Origin of the sequence: Microbacterium barkeri (genome assembly GCF_027921765.1) — a bacterium.
Classification (GTDB): Bacteria; Actinomycetota; Actinomycetes; order Actinomycetales; family Microbacteriaceae; genus Microbacterium; species Microbacterium barkeri.
Genome location: NZ_BSEJ01000022.1, coordinates 1 through 19,224, shown reverse-complemented (window position 1 = coordinate 19,224; position 19,224 = coordinate 1). Strand labels below are relative to the sequence as shown.

Genomic DNA, 19,224 nt, shown 5'->3' with positions numbered 1-19,224 from the left:
GGCGGTTCTGGGGCAGAATACGCGCAAGCGGTGCTCCCCTGGCCGAGTGCCCGGGGAGGTGCGCGATGCCCGACGACAGCCGGACCACATCCCAGCCCGACGGATGGTCGTGGCGTGATCGCGCCGCGGGATCGATCCCGGTCGGGCGGGTCCTCGACCCGGCGGTCGAGCCCGTCGACGGCGTGCGCGCGTTCCCGACCGCGTACGTTCCCGACCGGCTCCTGATCGCGCGACGCGACGACGACGCGGAGGCGGTCGACGGACTCCGCCTCGTCCGCGAGGCCGCTGCCTCGTTCGGGTGGCAGGTCGTCCCCGAATCGCTGCGCGGCGACGCGCTCGGCGAGGCGGAGGAGCCGACCCCGCTGCTGCCGGGCCTCGGGATGCTGCGCGCGCAGCTCGTCGCGCCCGACGGGCCGTCGCGGGGGGAGGCGCCCGTGGCGCCCGACGCGTGGCGCGTCCTGCAGCGGGCGCGACGCCTCTCTCGAGGCCGACTGCGCGACGTCGCGCTCGACCACGTCGTCGCGATCGACCCCGTCGGCGTCAATCCGTTCACGCGCACGAATCCCTTCACGCGGACGAACCCGTTCACGCGCACCAACCCGCATGGCGCTGACCAGTACGCCGAAGCGGGGCACGGCGGGCGGCAGCCCGTCGCGCGCCTCGGAGCCGGGCCCACGCGCGAGGGGAAGCCGCCGCGCGGCCGACGGCGACCCGTCGTCGCGATCCTCGACACGGGGTGCGGCGCGCACGACTGGCTGCCCGACGACATCGTCACGCGGCGCGTCGAGCTCGACGGAGCGCCGCTCGGACTCACGGACGACGCCGACCCCGAGCGGTTCCCCGACCTCTACGGCCAGCTGGACGGGGAGATCGATCCGGTCGCCGGGCACGGCACCTTCATCGCCGGGATCGTCCGGCAGGTCGCCCCGGAGGCCGACATCCTCTCCGTGCGGGTCGCGAACGCCCTCGGCGTCGTCGACGAGAGCGCTCTCCTCGACACCCTCGCGGGGCTCGTCGAGCTGCTCGCGCGGTACCGCGCGGGGCGGGAGGGCGGACGCGCGATCGACGTGCTCAGCCTGTCGCTCGGCTACTACCACGAGACCCCGGAGGACGGGCTCTTCTCGACCGTGCTCTTCGAGCTCCTGCGCAGGGCGCGCGAGCTCGGCTGCGCGGTCGTGTGCTCCGCGGGCAACGACGCGATCGACCGACCGCCGTTCCCTGCGTCGCTCTGGCCGTGGCCGGGCGGCGACAACGGCATCGAGCCCGATGACGGGGCGGAGCACGTGTCGGTCGGCGCGCTGAACCCGAGCGGTGCCGCTGTCGCGCTCTTCTCGAACGTGGGGCCGTGGGTGCGCGTGTACGCACCGGGCGCCGCGGTGGTGAGCACGATGCCGGCGTTCGAGGGCGGGCGGCAGGCGTCGTCGCGCGATGACCGCTTCGAGCGGCGCCGGGAGACGATCGCGCCCGAGTGCTACCTCGGGAGCTTCGCGGTGTGGAGCGGCACGTCGTTCGCTGCCCCGTTCGCCGCCGCGACGATCGCCGCGCAGCTCGGATGGCCCGCGGCCGGCATCCGCGCGGCGGGCGATGCATGCGCCGAGAGCCGCGCGGCCACGGCGGCCGCGCTCGAGCTGCTCGCCGCCCGGGACCGGTCAGGGGGATGACGTGGCCTCGCGCCCGGAGCTTCCCGTCGCGGAGCTCCTCCGCCGGGGAGTCGACGCCGCCAACGCGAAGCGGCTGCGCACCGCGAGGCGGCTTCTCGTGCGCGCCCTCGAGGCCGCCGACGACGATGTCCTGCGCGCGCGGATCAGCGCGTCGCTGGCCTACGCGCTCGGGCAGCTCGGCGATCCGGACGGGGCGGAGCTGCTCTGCCGCACCGCCCTGCGCTTCCCGATGCTGCCGGAGGAGACCCGCGGCATCATCTCCGGTCAGCTGGCGACGCTGCTCCTGCACCGGGGCGACGTCGACGCCGCCCTCCCGCTCTTCGAACGGGCCGTCGCGCTCATCGACAGCCCCGCCTCGCGCGCCAACGTCGTCCTGAATCGCGGCGTCGCGCTTCTGCAGCGCCGACGGCTCGGCGAGAGCGCCGACGCGTTCCGGGCGGCGGCCGCGCTCTTCGCGGACCTCGGCGACCGCGGCGGCGAAGCGCAGGCCCGCCACAATCTCGGGTACACGGCGCTCCTCGCGGGGGACCTCGTGCTCGCGCTCAGCGAGATGACCGTCGCGCGCGCGGAGATCGCGCGCGACTCCGCCGTCGCCGCGGCGATCTCCGACCTCGATCGCGCCGAGGTCCTCCGGGAATCGGGTCAGCTGCGCGAGTCGGCCGCTCTGCTCGAGCAGGTCGCCCAGGCGTTCGGCCGGGCGCGCATGCAGCAGGCGCGCGGCGAGGCCGAGCTCCAGCTCGCGCAGACCCTGCTCGGCTACGAGCCGGGTCGCGCCGCCCGGGTCGCGCTCCGCGCCAGTCGGCGCTTCCGCGGGCTCGGCAGCGCGTCCTGGGAGGTGCGAGCGGAGGGCGTCCGGCTGCGGGCGCTCCTCGCGCCCACGGCCGACCGCACGTCGGCGAAGCCCGTCCCCTCGGCGCTCGAGGAGGAGTGCGCGCGCGTCGCGCGGCGGCTGTCGCGCTTCGGGTTCCGCGTCGAGGCCCGCGCGCTCCGCTACGTGCTCGATGCGGCCCTCGCGCGCACGGGGCGGCCGCCGTCGCGCGCGGCCCGCCTGCATCCCGACGACCCGCTGTCCGTCCGCGTGCTCGCCCACGAGGCGAGGGCCGCCCGCTCGGCGGCCCTCGGGCGCGACGCGGACGCCCGCCGGCACGCCGAGGCGGGCCTCCACGAGGTGTCGGCCTGGCAGCGGTCGTTCGGGTCGCTCGAGGTGCTCTCGTCGACGGCCGTGCACGGATCGGGGATCTTCATCGAGGGCCTCGCCGCGAGCGTGCGCTCCGGCCGCCCCGACACGGTCTTCCGCTGGTCGGAGTACACGCGCCACTTCAGCCAGCAGGTCTCGCCCGTGCGCCCTCCGCAGGACGCCGAGCACGCGGCCGACCTCGCGCAGCTGCGTGCGCTGCGCGCCGAGCTCGCCTCGTCGGACTGGGTCGCCGACCCGCGCGTGGCGTCCCTGCGCCAGCGGATCAGCGAGCGTCAGTGGGTCGCGACGGCCTCGACGGACGGCCCTCCCGTGGTCTCCCTCGACGAGCTGCGGTCGGCGCTCGACGGCGACACCGCCCTCCTCACGTACGTGTACGTCCGGGGCCGGCTCACGTGCCTCGTCGTGCCCGGGCGCGGAGCGCCCTCGCTCATCGACATCCCGTGGGGGCGCGTGCGCGACCTCCGCCGCGGTCTGTACAGCGAGCTCAACGCGGCCGCGGCGACGCGCACGGGGCCCGGAAGCCGGCTCATCCGCGAGTCGCTCGAGGCCCGGCTGTCGTGCCTGTCGCGCGCACTCGTCGAGGAAGCCGTGCGCGCCGCGGGAGACCCGAGGAGGGTCGTCGTGACGGCGCCGGGCGAGCTGCGCGGAACGCCGTGGGGCATGCTGCCGGCGCTGCGCGGCCGGGTCGTGACGCACGTCCGCTCGGCATCGCGCTGGGTCGCCACGCGCGGCTCGGTGCCGCTCTCCTCGGCCGGGTTCGTCGTGGGTCCGGGCGTCGCGCGCGGCGACGAGGAGGCGGACACGGGTGCGCGGGCCTGGCGGCGCGCCGGGGGCCCTGCGCGCATTCTCACGGGCGACGCGTCGCGGATCGAGCACGTGACGGCTCTCGCGGAGGGCGTCGATGTGCTCCACGTCGTCGCGCACGGGCGGCACTCGCCGGATTCGCCGCTCCTGTCCGGATTCGAGCTCGCGGACGGCACGCTGTTCGGCTACGACATCGACGCGATCGCGCGCCCGCCCGCCGTCGTCGTGCTGTCGGCGTGCGAGCTCGGCCGCTCATCGGCGCTGTGGGGCGAGGAGGCGGTCGGGATGGCGAGGGCGTGGCTGCACGCGGGGTCGCACTGCGTCATCGCGGCCCCGGTGACCGTGGCCGACGACGTCGCCTGCGAGCTGCTGGGCGCGATGCACGAAGGGCTCGTCGGCGGGCTCGACCCTGCCGAGGCGCTCATGCGGGCGACGGCCCAGACCGGGCACGTCGCGCCCTTCGTCTGCTACGGCTCGGGCTTCTGAGTCACCGCGCGACGGGAAGGGCCGGCGCGAGGGCGTCGAGCGCGCGCCGCAGCGCGGTGCTCGAGGTGTGCGCGGTGTAGGGGAAGTACACGACCTCGACGCCGACGGCGCCGAACTCGCGCTCGAGGCGGAGGCCCTTCTCGGTGCCCCGCCAGTCGTCGCCCTTGAAGAAGTGGGTGAAGCCGACCTCGCGCCACACATCGAGCTTGTCCGGCACCGTCTCGACGTGGACGTCGTCGACGTACCGGATGCTCCGGACGATCTCCGCGCGCTCGGCGGTGGGCACGACCGAGCGGATGCCCTTCACGGCGCGGAGCATCTCGTCGCTCACGACGCCCGCGATGAGGACGTCGCAGTTCTCCTTGGCGTGGCGGAGGAGGTTGAGGTGGCCGACGTGGAAGAGGTCGAACGCGCCGGCCGCGTAGCCGATGCGCGTCATGCGGGCGCCTTCCCGCGGGCGGGACGGCGGGAGGTGCCCCGGTGGCGCAGGGGGCGCACCACCGGGGCGATGGGAGAGAGCTCGGATCTCTCCCATGGCTCGGCCGGGACGGCCGAGGCGACCGATGCGGACGTCGCCGGGGGTTCGGCATCGGCATCGGGGTCTGGGGCCGCTCGGCCGGGGGCCACGGGCACCGCGCGGACCGCCCCAGACGGCGGCAGTGCCCGTGAGCTCTCAACGGATCGCATACTGGGGAAGAGCGCGGACCGCGGCGGCTGATACATCACGACTCGGTAACGAGCTCGGACCGCGGCGAGCGCACGACGCCGCCGGCCGGCACGTCTTTGACGACCACGGCGTAGGGGCCGATCCGCGCGCCCCGGCCGACCGTGATCGCGCCGATGACGACGGCTCCGACCCCGAGCTCGACGTCGTCCTCGATCACGGGGCAGTCATGCGGCGTGCGGCGATTGCCGAGCGTCACACCGTGGCGGAGCATCACGTTGCGGCCGATCACGGTCGCGGGGTTCACGACGACGCCGATGCCGTGACGCAGTCGGAGTCCGGGTTCGACGCGGGTCGTCGGGGGGATCTCGATGCCCATGATCCACTCCGTCACGAGCTTGTATCCCGCGGCGTGCGCGAGGTAGATCGCGCGGCCGAGGGGCCGACGGCTGCCCTGCCAGCGCTGGCAGCGGCGCAGCCAGCCGAGCACGAACCGGCTCTTCGGGTACCGCGCGTTCGCCGCCCGGTCAGCCTGGAGCGCCGCGCGGAGGCGATCGCGCGCGGCGCTCATGACGCTGCCTCCGCTCGCTCGTCCGCGGCGGCGCGGATCCGCTCGCGGCACCAGGCCGCGCGCCGCGCGAGGCGCCGCAGCACCGCGGCGCGATCCGCCGGCCGGAGCCGCGACGCCGCACAGCGGAACCGCCGCTCGAACTCGTCGAGGCATGCGGCCTTCTCCTCCGCGGGCAGCGGAGCGACCGCGAGGGCCGTGAGGCGCGGGAGCGGGGCGCCGAGCACGCGAGCCGACAGCTCCGCGAAGGCGGCCTGCGTGCGCTCGTCGTTCCACGACCGCAGGCGCCAGCCCTCGGCGGACGTGACCTGCCCCGGATGCACGCGGTAGAGAAGGGACGGGGCCGCGAGACGACGCAGACGAGCGCCCGACGAGGCGAGCCGCAGCCACAGGTCGTAGTCCTCGCTCGGGACGACGCGGTAGCCGCGAACGGCCTCGACCGCGGAGCGCCGAGCGGCCATGGTCGAGTGGGCGACGGGGTTCGTCAGGAGGAGATGGAACGGGAAGGACGCGGTCCCGATGCCGGACGGCCAGGGCGGGCGGGGCACCCCGGCTCCGTGCCAGGAGGCGACGGTCGTGAAGACGGCGTCCGCGGTCTTCAGGGCCCGCAGCTGCCGGCGGAAGCGGCCGGGGAGGACGACGTCGTCGGCGTCCATCCGCGCGACGAACTCGCTCGCTGAGGCATCCAGCAGGGCGTTCAGCGCCCGGGCGACGCCGCGATTCGGGCCCGTCAGCACGCGCAGGCGCGGATCGTCGATGCGCTCGAGCGCCGCGAGCGTGCCGTCGGATGATCCGTCGTCCTGCACGACGAGCTCGGCGTCGGCGGGCAGGTCGCGCAGCGTCGACCGCACGGCGCGGTCGATCGTCGGCGCCGCGTCGAACGCCGGCATGAGCACGGAGAGTCGCGGCATGTCACATCCCCCGTCCGCGCGCATTCAGAGCCGAGACGACGCGCCCGCCCGACACGAGGTGGAGGCCGACGCACATCGCGAGGTACGCGCGCGGCTGCAGGAGGTCGTGGCGGATGGCCGCCCGAGCCCATCGCCGGGCGGGGGCGAGCGCGCCGAGCGCTCCGTGCGCGAAGGCGATCTGACCCTCGATCCGCGCCCGGCCGCGCGCGGATCGGGCGAACTCGGGGTGCTTGTCGAGCAGGTAGCTGAGGCCGTCGGCGATGCCGCGCCAGCGCTCGCTGAAGTACGACGGCCGGTCCCAGTGGATGATCGTCAGCGGAGCCGCGACCGCGGCGATGCGGCCGATCTTGGCCGCGCGCAGCAGCAGGTCGTAGTCCTCGCCGTAGCACGCGGGCAGCTCCTCGTCGACGAGACCCAGGCCCCCTCGCGCATCGGCCGTGCGCAGGAGGAAGGAGGACGGGTGCAGCTCGGTGATGCGCGAGCGGAGGAGGTCCGCGAGTGCGACCCGCTCGGGCGGGAGGCGGTCGTGCGCGCCTCCCGCCGAGAGGATGCGGATGCCGGTGGCGGCGATGACGACGTCGGGGTCCTCGAGGAGCGGCAGCTGCGCCTCGAGCTTCCCGGGCGCCCATTCGTCGTCGTCGTCGCAGAAGGCGATGATCGGCGCCTCGGCCGCGAGGATCCCTGTGTTCCGACCGCCCGCGAGTCCGGGCGTCCGGTCGTTCGCGATCGTCCGCACGAGGTGGCGACCGCGCGGGAGGTCGGCGAGCGGATCGACCGCGCATCCGTCGAAGACCACGACGATCTCGAGCGGGTGCGCCGTGTCCTGAGCGAGCACGGAGCGCACGGCCCGCCGCAGGAGCTCGGGGCGGTCGCGGGTGGCGATGACGACGGTGACGCGGGGGTTCATGAGGACGGCCTCTCGAGAGCGGTGTCGTGGGGAAGGGCGGCGGCCGCCGGGAGGAGGGCCAGCACGAGCCCGTGCGGGAGCACGCCGTAGTAGAAGACCTCGACGAGGAGCACCACCTGCACGACGTGGACAGCGGTCATCCGCCTGCGCACATGACGCGTCGACCACGCGAGCCAGAGGAGGGCGAGGAGGAAGATCGCGAGCGCGGGCAGGCCGTGCGAGAACATCACCATCCACACGTGACCCTGCGTGCCCGCGGATGGCGCGCCCTCCGTCCACGACGGGCGCGGCGCCCCGTAGCCGAAGACCGGGGACTGGAGGGTCCGCACGAGCGTCTCCTGGTAGAGGTCCGCACGGTCCTCGGTCGACGAGCTCGACTCGACGCGCCCGAGGAGCCGGTCTCCGACGTCGAGCACCGCGGCGGCGGCGAGGCCCACGGCGCACGCCGCCGCGAGGCCCGCGACGGCGCGGACGCGACCGGAGGCGAGGAGGATGAGGCCCCCGTAGACCGCCGCGACGCCGAGCCCGATGAACATCCCGCGATTGAGGGTGAGGAACGCGGGGACGAACGAAAGCGGGATCGCGACGAGGAGGCCGAGGAACCGGAGGTCCCGGGGGATGCGCGCCACGTACGAGATGACGAGCGGGAGGAGCATCGAGTACGCGTTGCCCCAGCCGTTCGTATAGAGGAACGGAGCGGCCGGGCGCGGATCGAGGACCGTCCAGGCGTCCGGGTTCCACTGCGTCGCCCGCCGCACGACCATCTCGCCCACGAGCTCGTTGCTCTGGAGGCCGCGGGGGAGCACGTAGCCGAGCGGGGTCCGGAAGGAGAACTCGGGCGCGATCACGCCGAGCCATCCGCCTGCCACGACGAAGAGCCAGAACAGCGTGAGCATGCCGAGCAGCCAGTCGAGCGTGATCGTGCGGCGCGCGTTGTAGACGTAGAGGAAGGCGATCGTGATCGAGATGTACTGCAGGGCGCGGTAGACGAACCCGATGAGCCGGCCGGGGGTGTCGATCCCGATCACCGACACCGCGACGAGCGCGAGGAACAGCAGCCAGATCCCGAAGCCCCGCGGCGCGCGGACGTCGCCGCGGCGGATCAGGAGCACCGCCATGGCCGCGGCGAGCGGGATCCACGCCATCTCGGCCATCCCGAGCGCCCACCAGAGGGGGAACGCCGCGAACATCGAGGTGATCGGCCAGCGAGGCAGGTCGCCGCGAGCCTCCGCAGCGGTCGGCCGCGCGGGAGCCGGGGCGAACGCCGTGTCAGACCGCATCGGCGTACTCCTCGCGAGCGGGCGTCTCGTCGGCCGCGGGCGCGACCTCCCGTCGGCCTGCGCGGCGCCGTGATCGCCGCCGCTCGCGGGGGACGACGACGGCGCCGATGAGGGGCACCCCCGCGGTCGCGGACTCGTCGCGCAGGGCGGCGGCTGTGGTGCGGCGGCTCGCGCCCTCCTGCAGCACGACGACCACCGCGTCGGCCAGGCGCAGCGCGGCGAGCAGGTCGGCCGTGCCGGCCGAGACCGGGACCGCGAGCATGACGAGCGTCCCCTCGGGCGCGGACTCGACGGCGACCCGCGCCTCGGCGGTGCGCGCCTCGCCGTGCAGGTCCGCGCGCCCGAAGCGGACGCTGAGCCCGGGCACGGCGGCCCGGGGCGCCGCTCCGGCCGACCGGAGGACCGCGAGGCGCCGCTCGGAAGGATGGGGGAGCACGAGCCGCACGGCGAACCCGCTCTGCGCGGTCGCCATCGCCAGCCCCGTCGCGACGGCCCCCTCCGACGACGTGTCGTCGAGCACCGCGACCGCCCGCGCCCCGGCGGGGAGGTCGGCGAGCATGCGCTCGCGTGCGATGCGCATCGCCTCGGCGTCCGGCGCCTCGAGGGGCGTCCGGGGGTGCGGCGTGCGGAGCGTGGCGAGCACGCGCGCGCCGAGCGCGCGCGTGATCTCGGCTCCGCTGCGCAGGCGCCCGTCGAAGGGCTCGCGGAGGAAGGCCAGCAGGATGCCGACGATCGCGCCGATCCCGATCCCGGTCGCGGCCGTCGTGTAGCGCGGCGGTGCCGAGTCGATCGGGTTGTCGGCGGCTCCCGTCAGCACGCTGCCGCCCGAGGTGTCGACGCTCTGCAGCGCGTTCCGCTGCGACAGCAGGCCCTCGAGCTCGAGGAGGATCTGCTCGCGGTCGCTCGTCGCCTGCGCGGCGCCGGATCCCGCATCCGCGATCGCCGCGTTCGCCTCGGCCAGCTGCGCGTCGAGCTCGTCGATGCGCGTGCTGAGCCCCGAGACCATGACGTCGAGCCGGCTCTCGGCCTGCTCGCTGCGGTAGGCGAGGTAGGCGGCCGCGACGGAGTCCGCCCGCTCGATCGCGAGCGCGCGCGTCGCGGCCGTCGCGGAGACGTGGGCGATCGTGCCGCCCTCCGAGATCGTGACGTCGACGGTGTCGTGGATCTCGCGCGTCGCGTCGGCGTCGCCGAGCAGGGCCGCCGCGCGCTCGGCCACGACGTAGGAGCGGGCGATCGCGGCCTCGGTGGCGTCGTCCAGCAGACCCGACGCCGCGCGCTGCGGATTGAAGGGATCCGTCGTGATGACGGAGAGGTTGACATCGGTCGTCGCCGTGATGCGCTGCGGGGCGACGAGCAGGTAGGCGATCGCGGCGATCGCCCCGATCGCGATCGCGGCGACGACGAGGCGCCACTGCCTGCGCAGCACGCGAGCGTAGTGATCGAGACCGAGTGTCGTGGTGTGTGCGGTGTCGGACATCGTGCTTCCCCCGGTGAAGCCGTCACCTCAGACGGCGGTGCTTGCGGCGCATCGAGATGCCCGCATGGATGAGGTTCGCGATGAAGAGGAGGCCGTAGACCGCGGCGAAGGCCGCGTGCGCTCCCCACAGCGCGAAGGCCCAGCACAGCGTGCCGGGGTCGGTCGGGATGAGCGCGACCGACTTGGCGACGCCGCTCGGCTCCGAGACCGAGCGGCCGTGACGCGACGCGAGCTGCTCCGCGAGGATCTGGCTCATGAACTGGCCCGACGTCAGGAGCGCGAAGCCGAGCGCGACTCCCATCAGCCAGACGTCCTGAGGGCGGTGCACGAAGCATCCGACCGCGACGCCCAGGTGGATCGCCGGGGAGCGGATCGCGTCGACGACGTGATCGAGCCATTCGCCGGCCGGGCTCGACGCCCCGCTGAGGCGGGCGACCTGGCCGTCCGCCGAGTCGAGGACGTATCCCGCCGCCAGGAGCACGGCGGCGGCGACGCCCGAGCCCGCGGACGGCGGGGCGGCCGCGATCACGGCGATGCCCGCCGCCGACATCGCTGCGCTGAGCAGCGTGACCGCGTTCGGCGTCATCCCGATCCTCACGGCAGCGGCTGCGACGCCGCGCGCGAGGCGGCGATTGATCCAGCGCGTGTACGCGGGGACCCCGGCGCCGCTCTTCTGCGCCTGCGCGAGGGCGGTGCGCGAGGTGCGGAGGGCGCGCGCGGGCCGCGCCGATGCCGTCTGGGTGCTCATGGCGCCGTCACCGTCATCTCGAAGCTGTGGCTGTTCGCGGTCCGGTAGTTGGAGTGGACCTCGACCGCGATCGTGTTGGCCCCCGTGCGGAAGGCGGTCGCGGGGATCTCCGCCACGTACGGCTGCGCCATCGCTGTCGTGCCCGAGACCGCGGTGTTGGCGTAGGTGCTCGCGGTGACCGGGCCGGGGTCGATGTTCCTGCGGAGCACTTCCGCCCCGTTCACGTAGACGACGACCCCGTCGTCGACCCGGACCGAGAAGCGCAGCGCGACCGCGCCGCCCGGGAGGTCGATGTCGTGCCGGTGGTAGCTCGTGAGCGGGCGAGGCGACAGCGAGGTGTCGAGGGCGGTCGCGATGTCCGACGTCCCCCAACCGACGGGAGCCGCGCCGCTGAGCCAGGAGCCGTCGTCGAACTCGGGAGCAGCCCAGTCGGACGGCGGCGCGGCGGTCGACCAGAGCGTCGCCCAGGTCGAGCCGGCGTCGATGAGCGTCGGCGAGGCCGGATCGGGCCCGGGAGCCGCCTCGGCGGGGACGGCCGGGGTGCTCGCCGAGCGGTTCCCGGCCGCGTCCACGGCGCGCACGGCGTAGAGCGTGCCGTCGGGAGCGGGCGGGAGAGCCGCCGACGTCCCGCCGACGGTCGCCACCACGCGATCGGCCCGCAGCACCTGGTAGGCGGTCACGGCGCGGTCGTCCGTCGCCGCCGTCCACGTGAGGTTCACGCCCTCGGCCGTCCTGACGGCCTTGAACGCGCCCGGCGTCGACGGGCTCGTGACGTCGGAGGGGGCGTGGCGCACGAAGCCGCCCGACCACTGGCGCACATAGCCCGCGCGGGTCGAGTAGCTGTAGTCGCCGCCCTGCCAGAGCGTGCCGCGCGAGTCGACGAAGAGGGCCCAGGCGCCGGCGCCGGCGCGCGTGTTGAGGATGCCGTTGAACGACTCGAGGTACTCGCCGCTCTCGGCGCTCCAGGCGCCGCTGCCGTAGATCGCGTGCGCGCCGGTCCACGCCGTCCCGATGCCGGGCCACACGGTCGCGCCCTCGTAGTTCGTGCCGAAGCAGTGGCAGCCGGCGTACACGGTCTCGCCGTCGGACGCGATCGCCTGGAAGTCCCCGCCGGCGAGCGTGATGTTCGAGCTCGCCATCTCCATCGTGTCGCGGCGGTAGCTCATGAGCGAGTGCTCGGAGCCGCCGAGCCAGACCCGATCTCCGACCTCGAGCACGGCCTGCTGGTAGCCCTGGCGGCCGCTCGTGCGATTGGAGAACACGACCGGCCACGGCGTGAGCGACTCATCGGCGGTCGACAGCACAGCGGCCTTGTCGGCGGGGCGCCCCTTCGACTGGCTGAAGAACCCGGCCGCGTACACGCGGTCGCCGTGAGCCGAGGCGTCGAGGCTGATGACGGTTCCGTTGAACTCGGGGTTCCACGCGTCGGGCACGCTGCTCTCGATCGAGAACCGCACGGTGTTGCGTGCATAGACCTGAGCGCCGGTCGCGGCCTTGGCATGGGTGAAGGACCCGCCCACGTACAGCCAGTCGCCCTGCACGTCGAGGGTGCGCACGACGGGCACGCCGCCGGAGAGGAAGTTCAGCAGGGCGCCCGTGAACGAGGCGTCCACGGCGCCCGTCGTCGCGTCGAGCACGACGAGGCCGGGGTGACTCTCGCCGTTCACGGTCGAGAAGTAGCCGCCGACGGCGATGCGCCCGCCCGGGAGCGGCGCGAGGGCCTTCACCTGGTTGTCGAACACCGGGCGGAAGGTCGAGATCCAGGTGCCCGTGTCGCGCTCGAATGCCGCGAGATACGCCTGCTCGACCGCGCCCGAGCCGCCGGCCGAGCGCTGCACCTTCGTGAAGTTGCCGCCCACGAAGACGCGGTCGACGTTCTCGGTGAAGGCCGACACCTCGTTGCTGCCCTCGAGGGTCGATGGGCCGGCGCCGAGGCCGGCGACACCCCACGGCTGGGTCTGCGCGAAGGCCTCCGCGACCGCCGTGCCGGCCGTCGCGGGCGTGCCGCCGGCCGGGACCGGTGCGAAGACATCCGCGCTCAGGAGCTTCGGTCGGATGAAGACCTGCGTGAACGGCCGGGCGTAGCCCGCGCTCGTGCTCGGCGACCACAGGTAGCTCGTGCCGTCGGGTGCGCCCTTGATGTCGGAGCCGTACCCGAATCCCATCGCCCAGCCCTCGGCGGAGCCGGTGATGGTGCGCACGCGGATGAGGCCGTTGTCGTTGCCGAAGTTGCTCGTCGTCCCGCCGGTGCCGTTGCGGTTGCCGATCCGGAACGACCCCACGCGCTGCTGGTTGTTGAACTCCCACGTCCACTCGTCGCGCGGGCTGGTGAGGCGGAAGCGCGTGTCCTGCCAGGACGTCCCGGCCGCGTTCGCGGCGCGGACGAGGCGGATGCCGTCGGCGAGGGCGCCGATCGGCTGGTCGTTGTTGAGCTGGTCGATGAGGGCGCCGGGCAGCTGCCGGGGCGTGAACGCCGCGGTGCCCGTCGCGGGCTCGCGCACCTGCGCGGGCGTCCCGGAGCCGAGGATGGACTCGGACCATCCCTGGCGTCCGCGCCCCACGAGGACCCAGCCGCCGCCATCCGTCTGCTGGTCGCAGTAGAACTGCTGCGCGGAGCCCATGGCGGGGGTCGCGAGCCAGTAGACGCCGCTCGGGGCGTCGGGGTCGACCTGCGCGACCTCCCAGCAGGAGGCCGCGGCCGTCGCCTCGGTGCGCCCGTCGGGGGCGGGCAGCGTCGGATCGGCGGCCGTCGCGGGGATCGGAGCGGCCAGTGTCGCGATGAGGGCGATCGCGGCGACCGCCGCGATGCGGGTGCGGAGTGTCATGAGCGGGCCCTTCTTCAGCACGCGGGGTCGTCGGGGAACGAGCGGGAGAGGACGCGCCACGTGCCGTCCTCGTAGACGAGGTCGAAGAGGTGAGCGGCCCGCGGGTGGGTGTCCTTCTCGGAGCCGATCCGCTCGCCGTCGGCGTCGACGAGCTCGAGGCCGCTCGCGTCGATGCAGGCCTTCACCTGCGCGGTGGCCGGCTCGGCCTCCTCGTCGAGCGCGAGGATCTCGAGCCCGACGACCTGGGACTCTCCGACGTACGACCATCCGTTCGCCGAGAGCTCGAGCCACTGGGCCTCGAGCTCGGCGCGGTAGGCGCCGGCGGTCACGTCGGCGAGGAGCGCCTCGAGATCGCCGGGGCGGGCCGCATCCTCCGCGTCGGGCGGGGTGAGCACCTCCTCCACGAGCTCCTCGGCCGGGCCCTTCTCGAGATCCCGATCGCCGAAGCGGCCGCGCCCCTCCGCATGCTCGTCGCGATCCGGCTCGGGAGCAGGACGGGTCGTCGCGGGCGGAGCGGGGCGGTCGCGCCGCGGCGGCTCCTCGGTCGCGACCGGCGTCGCGGATGCGGTGGGCGTCGGGGTCGCGGATGCCGTGGGCGTCGGAGAGGGCGGGGCCCCCTCGTCACCGGGGTCGGCGTTCGCGACGGCGCCCGCGAGGAGCGCGGCGCCGATCGCGACGAGCAGGGTGGCGGCGCCGGCGACCGAGCCGGCCACGGTCGCGGACAGCCGGGAGCGATATGGACTCATGAGGGGTCTCCTGTGGTGCTCCGCCGGATCCGAGCGAGATCGGCGAAGGCGTCGAGGTGAAGGGAGCGCGGGGCGAGCCGCGCCCAGGTGAGAAGGGCGCCGCCGCCGAGGACGGCGGCGACGGCGAGGCCGAGCCAGGTCGCGCCGAGCAGCAGCCGGGCGCCGAGGGCGGCGGCCCCCACGGTCGAGAGCGCGATGAGCAGCGGGCGCACCCCCGCCGCGAGCGGCAGGGGCAGCGCGAGGACGCGGTGCACCTGGATGGTCGCGAGGATCGCGTCGAGGAGGCAGGCTGCGGCCCACGCGACGGCGGCCCCGGTGACGCCCCAGAGCGGGACGAGCACGAGCAGGAGCGCGACGTCGGCCGTGACCGCGATCGCCTTGTTCGCCGCGGCGAGACCGCTGCGGCCGCTCATGAGGAGCACCGAGTGGACGCTGCCGGCGAGGAAGGTCACGACCGACCCGAGGCAGAGGGCGGCGAGCGCGACGGCGCCCTCCTCGAAGGATGGCCCGAGCAGCGACAGGGCGAGCGGCGAGAACACGGCCAGGAGCAGGTAGAGCGGTGCGCTGAAGAGCACGAGCCAGGTCGTCGCGGCGCGGAAGAGGTCGGCGAGGGCCGTGTGGTCGCGACGGTGCAGCAGGCGGCTGAAGACGGGCGAGACGACCACGCGGATGGCGGAGTCCACGAGCGATCCGGCGGACGCGATCCGCGTGGCGGCGCCGTAGACCCCGGCAGCGGCTGGGCCGGCGATGGCGCCGACGATGAGCACGTCGAGCCAGATGAGCAGCTGCGACAGGAACTCCGACACGACACGGGGGAGCGCGTAGCGGCGCAGGCGCCGCGGGAGACCGGACGCCCGGAACGCGCTCGCGGTCATCGGCTCGACGCCGAGCGCGTCGACCCGCCGGCGGAGGACGAGCAGGGCCGCCGCGAGGGCGAGGGCTGCGGGCGCGGCCCACGCGAGGCTCGCGGCGACGACGCCGCCCCCTGCGGCGACGGCGAGGGCGACGGCCGCCGGCCGCAGCGCCGGGAGCCCGACGCCGCCGATCGCGACGTAGGGGCCGACCCCGCCGAGCGCTCGCTCCCCGGCGAGCGCGGTCAGCATCATCGCCGCGAGAGGGAGACACCATGCGGCCGCGGGAAGCGCCGCGGCCACGGGGCCGTCGAGAAGCGCGGCGCCGAGGGTCAGCGCGACCGCGCCGACCGCTCCGCCGAGCCCCGCGACGGCGATGAGGTGCGCGAGCGCGGGGCGGATGGCGCCGCGCTCGCCGTCGGCGAGGCGGGGCAGGATCCACAGCGCGGCGGAGTCGGCGCCCCACCGGGCGAACCCGAGTGCGATCGTGAAGAGCGCGATCACCTGCAGCACGATCCCCGCACCGACGTCGCCGAGTAGCCGGCCGAGCAGCACGACGAGCGCGAGTCCGAGGACGGCGCTCGCCGCGGACCCGGCGAAGCTCAGCGCGCTGCCCCGGGCGAGGGCGGCGCGGTCGGATGCGGCGACGGTGCTCATGCTGCCCGGTGGTGCGCGATGCGGGTCGGGCGCCGCGAGGCCTCGGCGAGACGCTGGCGGACGACGGCGGCGACGAATGCGGGGTTCCCCGCGAGATAGCGGCGCGCGAGCCGGCGCGGCTCGAGGCCCAGCCGCCACAGCCACTCGAGACCGGCGCGGATCATCCACTGCGGCGCCCGGCGATGCGTGCCGCTCAGCCAGTCGAAGAGCCCGCCGCAGGTCAGGACGACCGGCGGCAGCTGATCGCGGTGCCGCTCGACCCAGCGCTCCTGCACGGGGTCGCCGAGCCCGACGAAGAGGATCCGGGTGCCGTGCTCGCGGATGTCGCGGATGAGGGCATCCGACTCCTCGTCGGGGATGTACCCGTGGCTCGTGCGGATCGCGAGGCCCGGCAGCTCCTGCGCCATCCGCTCGGCCGCGCCCGCCGCCACTCCCGGGCGTGCGCCGAAGAAGTACACGGGCAGCCGGTCGCGCGCGGCGGCCGCGAGCAGCGGAGCGGCGAGATCCGTGGTCGCGACCCGCTCGGGCAGCGCCGCGCCCAGCAGGCGCGTCGCCCAGACGACGGACTGCCCGTCGGCGTAGTTCATCGTCGTCGTCGCGAGGAATCGGCGCAGCGTCGCGTCGTGGCGCGCGAGGTTCACGACGTGCGCGTTCACGCCGACGAGGACGTCGACGCCCGTCGTGCGCGTCATGGCGACGATCGCGTCGACGAGGGCGGCCATGGTGAGCGACTGCACGGGGACGCCGTCCACGATGCGGGCTTCGCCGAGCCCGATGCCCTGCTCGGCCGCCGCCGGCCGGCTGAGCGCTGCGGCGCGGGCGAACGAGGGGACCGGCAGCGCGTGGCCGGGGAGGATGACGGACATCAGTACGCTCCTTTCGGGCGGACCATCACCCTGACGGTGCGCCACATGATCGAGATGTCGTCCTGGAGTGACCAGTTCTCGACATAGCCGAGGTCGATCCGGACGCTCTCCTGCCAGGACAGGTCGCTGCGCCCGCCGATCTGCCAGGGACCCGTGATCCCGGGCTTCACGTAGAGCCGCCGCACGGTCGCGTCGTCGTACGCGAGGACCTCGCTCGGAAGCGGCGGGCGCGGCCCGACGACGCTCATGTCGCCGACGAGCACGTTCCAGAACTGCGGCAGCTCGTCGAGCGAGTAGTGCCGCAGGAAGCGGCCGACGCGCGTGACGCGCGGATCGCGGCGCAGCTTGAACAGTGGGCCGGCGCCCTCGTTCTGCGCGCGCAGCTGCGCGAGCTCGGCCTCCGCGGTCGTTCGCATCGACCGGAACTTCACGAGCCGGAACGTGCGCCCGTCGCGCCCCACGCGCTCCTGCGTGAAGAAGACAGGGCCCGGGGAGTCGAGAGCGATCGCGAGCGCGATGACGGGGGTGATCAGCGCGATGCCCGCGAGCGCGACCGTCGAGACGACGATGTCGAACGCCCGTTTGAGGACGAGGGCGCCGCCGTCGTACTCCGGCATCCGGAGGCGGACGAGGGGGAGCCCGCCCACCGCGTCCAGCGACATCCGGGCCCGCGCGACGTCCATAACGCCGTTCGCGACGATGAGCTCGGCGGCCGTGCCCTCGAGGCACCAGCCGAGGCGCTTCACGAAGTCGGCGTCCGAGGCGGCCGTGCTCGCGACGATCACGGCGTCCGCGTCGCGTCGAGCCGCCTCCTGCGCGATGTGCATCGCGGCCGCCTGCGTGCGCGGCGCCTCGTCGAACTCCACGGCGCCGACGACGCGGTATCCCGAGGCGTCGCTTCCGGTGATCGTCGACGACACGCGCGCGACGTCGGAGGGGCGGCCGGTGACGAGGGCGCGCGAGACACGCAGGCCCGCGGCGCGCTCGGCCGTGAGCCGGCGTCGCCAGATGGTGCGGGCGGCGAGGAGGCCGGCGAGCCCGATCGGCGCCGCGACGAACAGCTGCGCGCAGATCGCGGGGGCGCCGGTCACGACCAGGCCGAGGCCGAGGAGCCCGAAGACGTCGAGCGTGACGGCGGCGACCCGCGCGAGCTCGCGGCCGCGCGTGTCGTGGATGCTCCGCGGTGCCGCGATGGCGAGGCCGATCCACCAGAAGAGGCCGAGCGCGACCGCGAAGAGCACGGGGAGCGCGGGGGCGACGACCGCGGAGGACGGGGCGAGGGTGCCGCGTGCGGCGAGCGTCGTGGCGGTCGACGGGCCGGTCGAGGAGACGGCTCCGGCGACGAGCGCCGCGAGGGCCACGACGCCGGCGTCGGAGAGCAGCACGCGCGCCGTGTGGCGGCGCTCGAGGCGCCGTCTCCGCTCGAGCGAGGGGGCCATGCGGGGCGTGCGGATCGCGGGAGCGGCTTCGCGGCTCGCCCGCGAGGGGGAGACGAGACGGCTGCTCGGCGCGAGGACGAGCGCCCGCTCGAGCACGGTCACCGGTGTCCTCCGCCACGGCGCATGCGCGAGCCGGGTGTCCTCGTGGCGGATGTGGACCCCTGCTCCCCGATACCGGAATACATCGCGTCTCCCCGCTGCGCCTCGCCGTGGACATCCGGGAGACGTGCGCTCGCCGGCGCCTCCCGTCACAGGGGAGGAGAGGCCAGCGCGGCATCTGATACATCACGGCTGGATAACGGCGCGCGGGCAGAGCCCGGTGCGCTCGGGCGCTCTTAGAGTGGCGGCATGAGCGACTACCAGGTGAGCGAGATCGGCGGCCTCGACCAGTGGCGCGACCACTTCGGCGGCTTCCGCCCCGACAGCTCGCGCGACGGACGGCGCGTGGTCGACTTCGAGCTCGCGATGCAGTACATCGGGCTCACGGCGAACGCGCTGGAGCCCGGGGAGCAGGCGGGCTACTGGCACCGCCATGCGCGCGTCGAAGAGGTCTACGTGTTCCTCGAGGGGCGCGGTCAGATGGGGCTCGACGACGACGTCGTCGACGTCGGCCCCGGGACGATCGTCCGGGTGGGGCAGGGCGTCTGGCGCACGTGGCGCGCGCACCCCGAATCGGATGGGCAGCTGCGGTGGCTGTGCATCAGGGCCGGCGGGTACGAGCTGCCCGACCTCCCCGACGACAGCGAGCGCGAGCCGGAGCGCCCGCTGCCGTGGTGAGGTGAGCGGGGCTCACTCCAGGCCGAACGGGCGGCCCTCCGAGACCGAGATCGCGTAGGCGCGCGCGAGCTCCGACGAGACCCCGGGGCTGAGCCGGTCGACCATCTTCCGCGCGTGCGGTTCGATCTCGTCGACGGGGTGCCCCGTCCATTCGCGTCGGAACTCGGCGTCGAGCTGCTGCCACCTGTGATTCATCTCCTCACGGTCGCACGTCGGAGGGCGCGCTGTCGTGGGGTTGAAGCTCGCCGCGACGCGCGCTAGCTGTACTGCCCAGCCAGGTTGTTTGAGATCCGGCTGATGGGCGGGAGCTTCCCGGTCGCAGTGTGGGGCCTGTGGTGATTGTAGAAGTGCAGCCAGGC

Annotated in this window: 16 protein-coding genes and 1 pseudogene; 3 read left to right on the top strand and 14 right to left on the bottom strand. The window is 74.5% G+C overall.

Annotation, left to right across the window (positions count from 1 at the left end; genetic code table 11):
- Positions 1 to 65: 65 nt before the first annotated feature.
- Entirely contained in the window at positions 66 to 1,661 is a 1,596-nt protein-coding gene (locus tag PKE79_RS16015) for a S8/S53 family peptidase (protein ID WP_271174708.1), read from the top strand.
- Between the two features lies 1 nt (position 1,662).
- On the top strand, positions 1,663 to 4,149 hold the full coding sequence (locus tag PKE79_RS16010) for a CHAT domain-containing protein (protein WP_271174707.1): 2,487 nt from the start codon (positions 1,663 to 1,665) through the stop codon (positions 4,147 to 4,149).
- Position 4,150: 1 nt separating this feature from the next.
- Here the strand turns inward: PKE79_RS16010 and PKE79_RS16005 are convergent, their stop codons facing one another.
- The 12 genes from PKE79_RS16005 to PKE79_RS15950 all read right to left on the bottom strand — a co-directional run bounded on the left by PKE79_RS16005 (position 4,151) and on the right by PKE79_RS15950 (position 18,190).
- A complete protein-coding gene (locus tag PKE79_RS16005; RefSeq protein ID WP_271174706.1) occupies positions 4,151 to 4,588 on the bottom strand; it encodes an FAD synthase family protein in 438 nt (145 codons plus the stop codon).
- A gap of 283 nt (positions 4,589 to 4,871) precedes the next feature.
- Positions 4,872 to 5,384 (bottom strand): serine acetyltransferase, encoded by a 513-nt coding sequence (locus PKE79_RS16000; RefSeq protein WP_271174705.1) that lies wholly within the window; start codon positions 5,382 to 5,384, stop codon positions 4,872 to 4,874.
- A complete protein-coding gene (locus PKE79_RS15995) occupies positions 5,381 to 6,292 on the bottom strand; it encodes a glycosyltransferase family 2 protein (protein ID WP_271174704.1) in 912 nt (303 codons plus the stop codon). Before PKE79_RS15995 ends, PKE79_RS16000 begins: the two co-directional genes overlap by 4 nt.
- 1 nt (position 6,293) lies before the next feature.
- Entirely contained in the window at positions 6,294 to 7,199 is a 906-nt protein-coding gene (locus PKE79_RS15990) for a glycosyltransferase family 2 protein (protein WP_271174703.1), read from the bottom strand.
- Positions 7,196 to 8,479 carry an O-antigen ligase family protein gene (locus PKE79_RS15985; RefSeq protein WP_271174702.1) on the bottom strand — a complete coding sequence of 428 codons (1,284 nt, stop codon included), beginning with the start codon at positions 8,477 to 8,479 and terminating at the stop codon, positions 7,196 to 7,198. Before PKE79_RS15985 ends, PKE79_RS15990 begins: the two co-directional genes overlap by 4 nt.
- On the bottom strand, positions 8,469 to 9,956 hold the full coding sequence (locus PKE79_RS15980) for a hypothetical protein (protein ID WP_271174701.1): 1,488 nt from the start codon (positions 9,954 to 9,956) through the stop codon (positions 8,469 to 8,471). The genes PKE79_RS15985 and PKE79_RS15980 overlap by 11 nt, the downstream gene beginning before the upstream one ends.
- A 22-nt stretch (positions 9,957 to 9,978) precedes the next feature.
- The gene (locus PKE79_RS15975; RefSeq protein WP_271174700.1) at positions 9,979 to 10,704 is read right to left on the bottom strand and encodes a CDP-alcohol phosphatidyltransferase family protein; all 726 of its coding nucleotides are present in this window, start codon (positions 10,702 to 10,704) and stop codon (positions 9,979 to 9,981) included.
- Entirely contained in the window at positions 10,701 to 13,529 is a 2,829-nt protein-coding gene (locus PKE79_RS15970) for a fibrinogen-like YCDxxxxGGGW domain-containing protein (protein ID WP_271174699.1), read from the bottom strand. Before PKE79_RS15970 ends, PKE79_RS15975 begins: the two co-directional genes overlap by 4 nt.
- A gap of 14 nt (positions 13,530 to 13,543) precedes the next feature.
- A complete protein-coding gene (locus PKE79_RS15965; protein WP_271174698.1) occupies positions 13,544 to 14,275 on the bottom strand; it encodes a hypothetical protein in 732 nt (243 codons plus the stop codon).
- Positions 14,272 to 15,783: a lipopolysaccharide biosynthesis protein gene (locus PKE79_RS15960; protein WP_271174697.1), complete on the bottom strand. Its 1,512-nt coding sequence runs from the start codon at positions 15,781 to 15,783 to the stop codon at positions 14,272 to 14,274. Before PKE79_RS15960 ends, PKE79_RS15965 begins: the two co-directional genes overlap by 4 nt.
- The gene (locus PKE79_RS15955) at positions 15,780 to 16,649 is read right to left on the bottom strand and encodes a WecB/TagA/CpsF family glycosyltransferase (RefSeq protein ID WP_271174696.1); all 870 of its coding nucleotides are present in this window, start codon (positions 16,647 to 16,649) and stop codon (positions 15,780 to 15,782) included. The genes PKE79_RS15960 and PKE79_RS15955 overlap by 4 nt, the downstream gene beginning before the upstream one ends.
- A complete protein-coding gene (locus tag PKE79_RS15950) occupies positions 16,649 to 18,190 on the bottom strand; it encodes a sugar transferase (RefSeq protein ID WP_271174695.1) in 1,542 nt (513 codons plus the stop codon). The genes PKE79_RS15955 and PKE79_RS15950 overlap by 1 nt, the downstream gene beginning before the upstream one ends.
- A 246-nt stretch (positions 18,191 to 18,436) precedes the next feature.
- On the opposite strand from PKE79_RS15950, the gene PKE79_RS15945 reads away from it, so the two are divergent.
- Positions 18,437 to 18,865, top strand: a complete 429-nt coding sequence (locus PKE79_RS15945; protein ID WP_271174694.1) for a cupin domain-containing protein — start codon at positions 18,437 to 18,439, stop codon at positions 18,863 to 18,865.
- A gap of 12 nt (positions 18,866 to 18,877) precedes the next feature.
- Here the strand turns inward: PKE79_RS15945 and PKE79_RS15940 are convergent, their stop codons facing one another.
- Both PKE79_RS15940 and PKE79_RS15935 read right to left on the bottom strand, forming a co-directional pair.
- Positions 18,878 to 19,060, bottom strand: a complete 183-nt coding sequence (locus tag PKE79_RS15940) for a hypothetical protein (RefSeq protein WP_271174693.1) — start codon at positions 19,058 to 19,060, stop codon at positions 18,878 to 18,880.
- Positions 19,061 to 19,122: 62 nt separating this feature from the next.
- A pseudogene (locus PKE79_RS15935) lies at positions 19,123 to 19,224 on the bottom strand (IS481 family transposase); the annotation flags it as partial.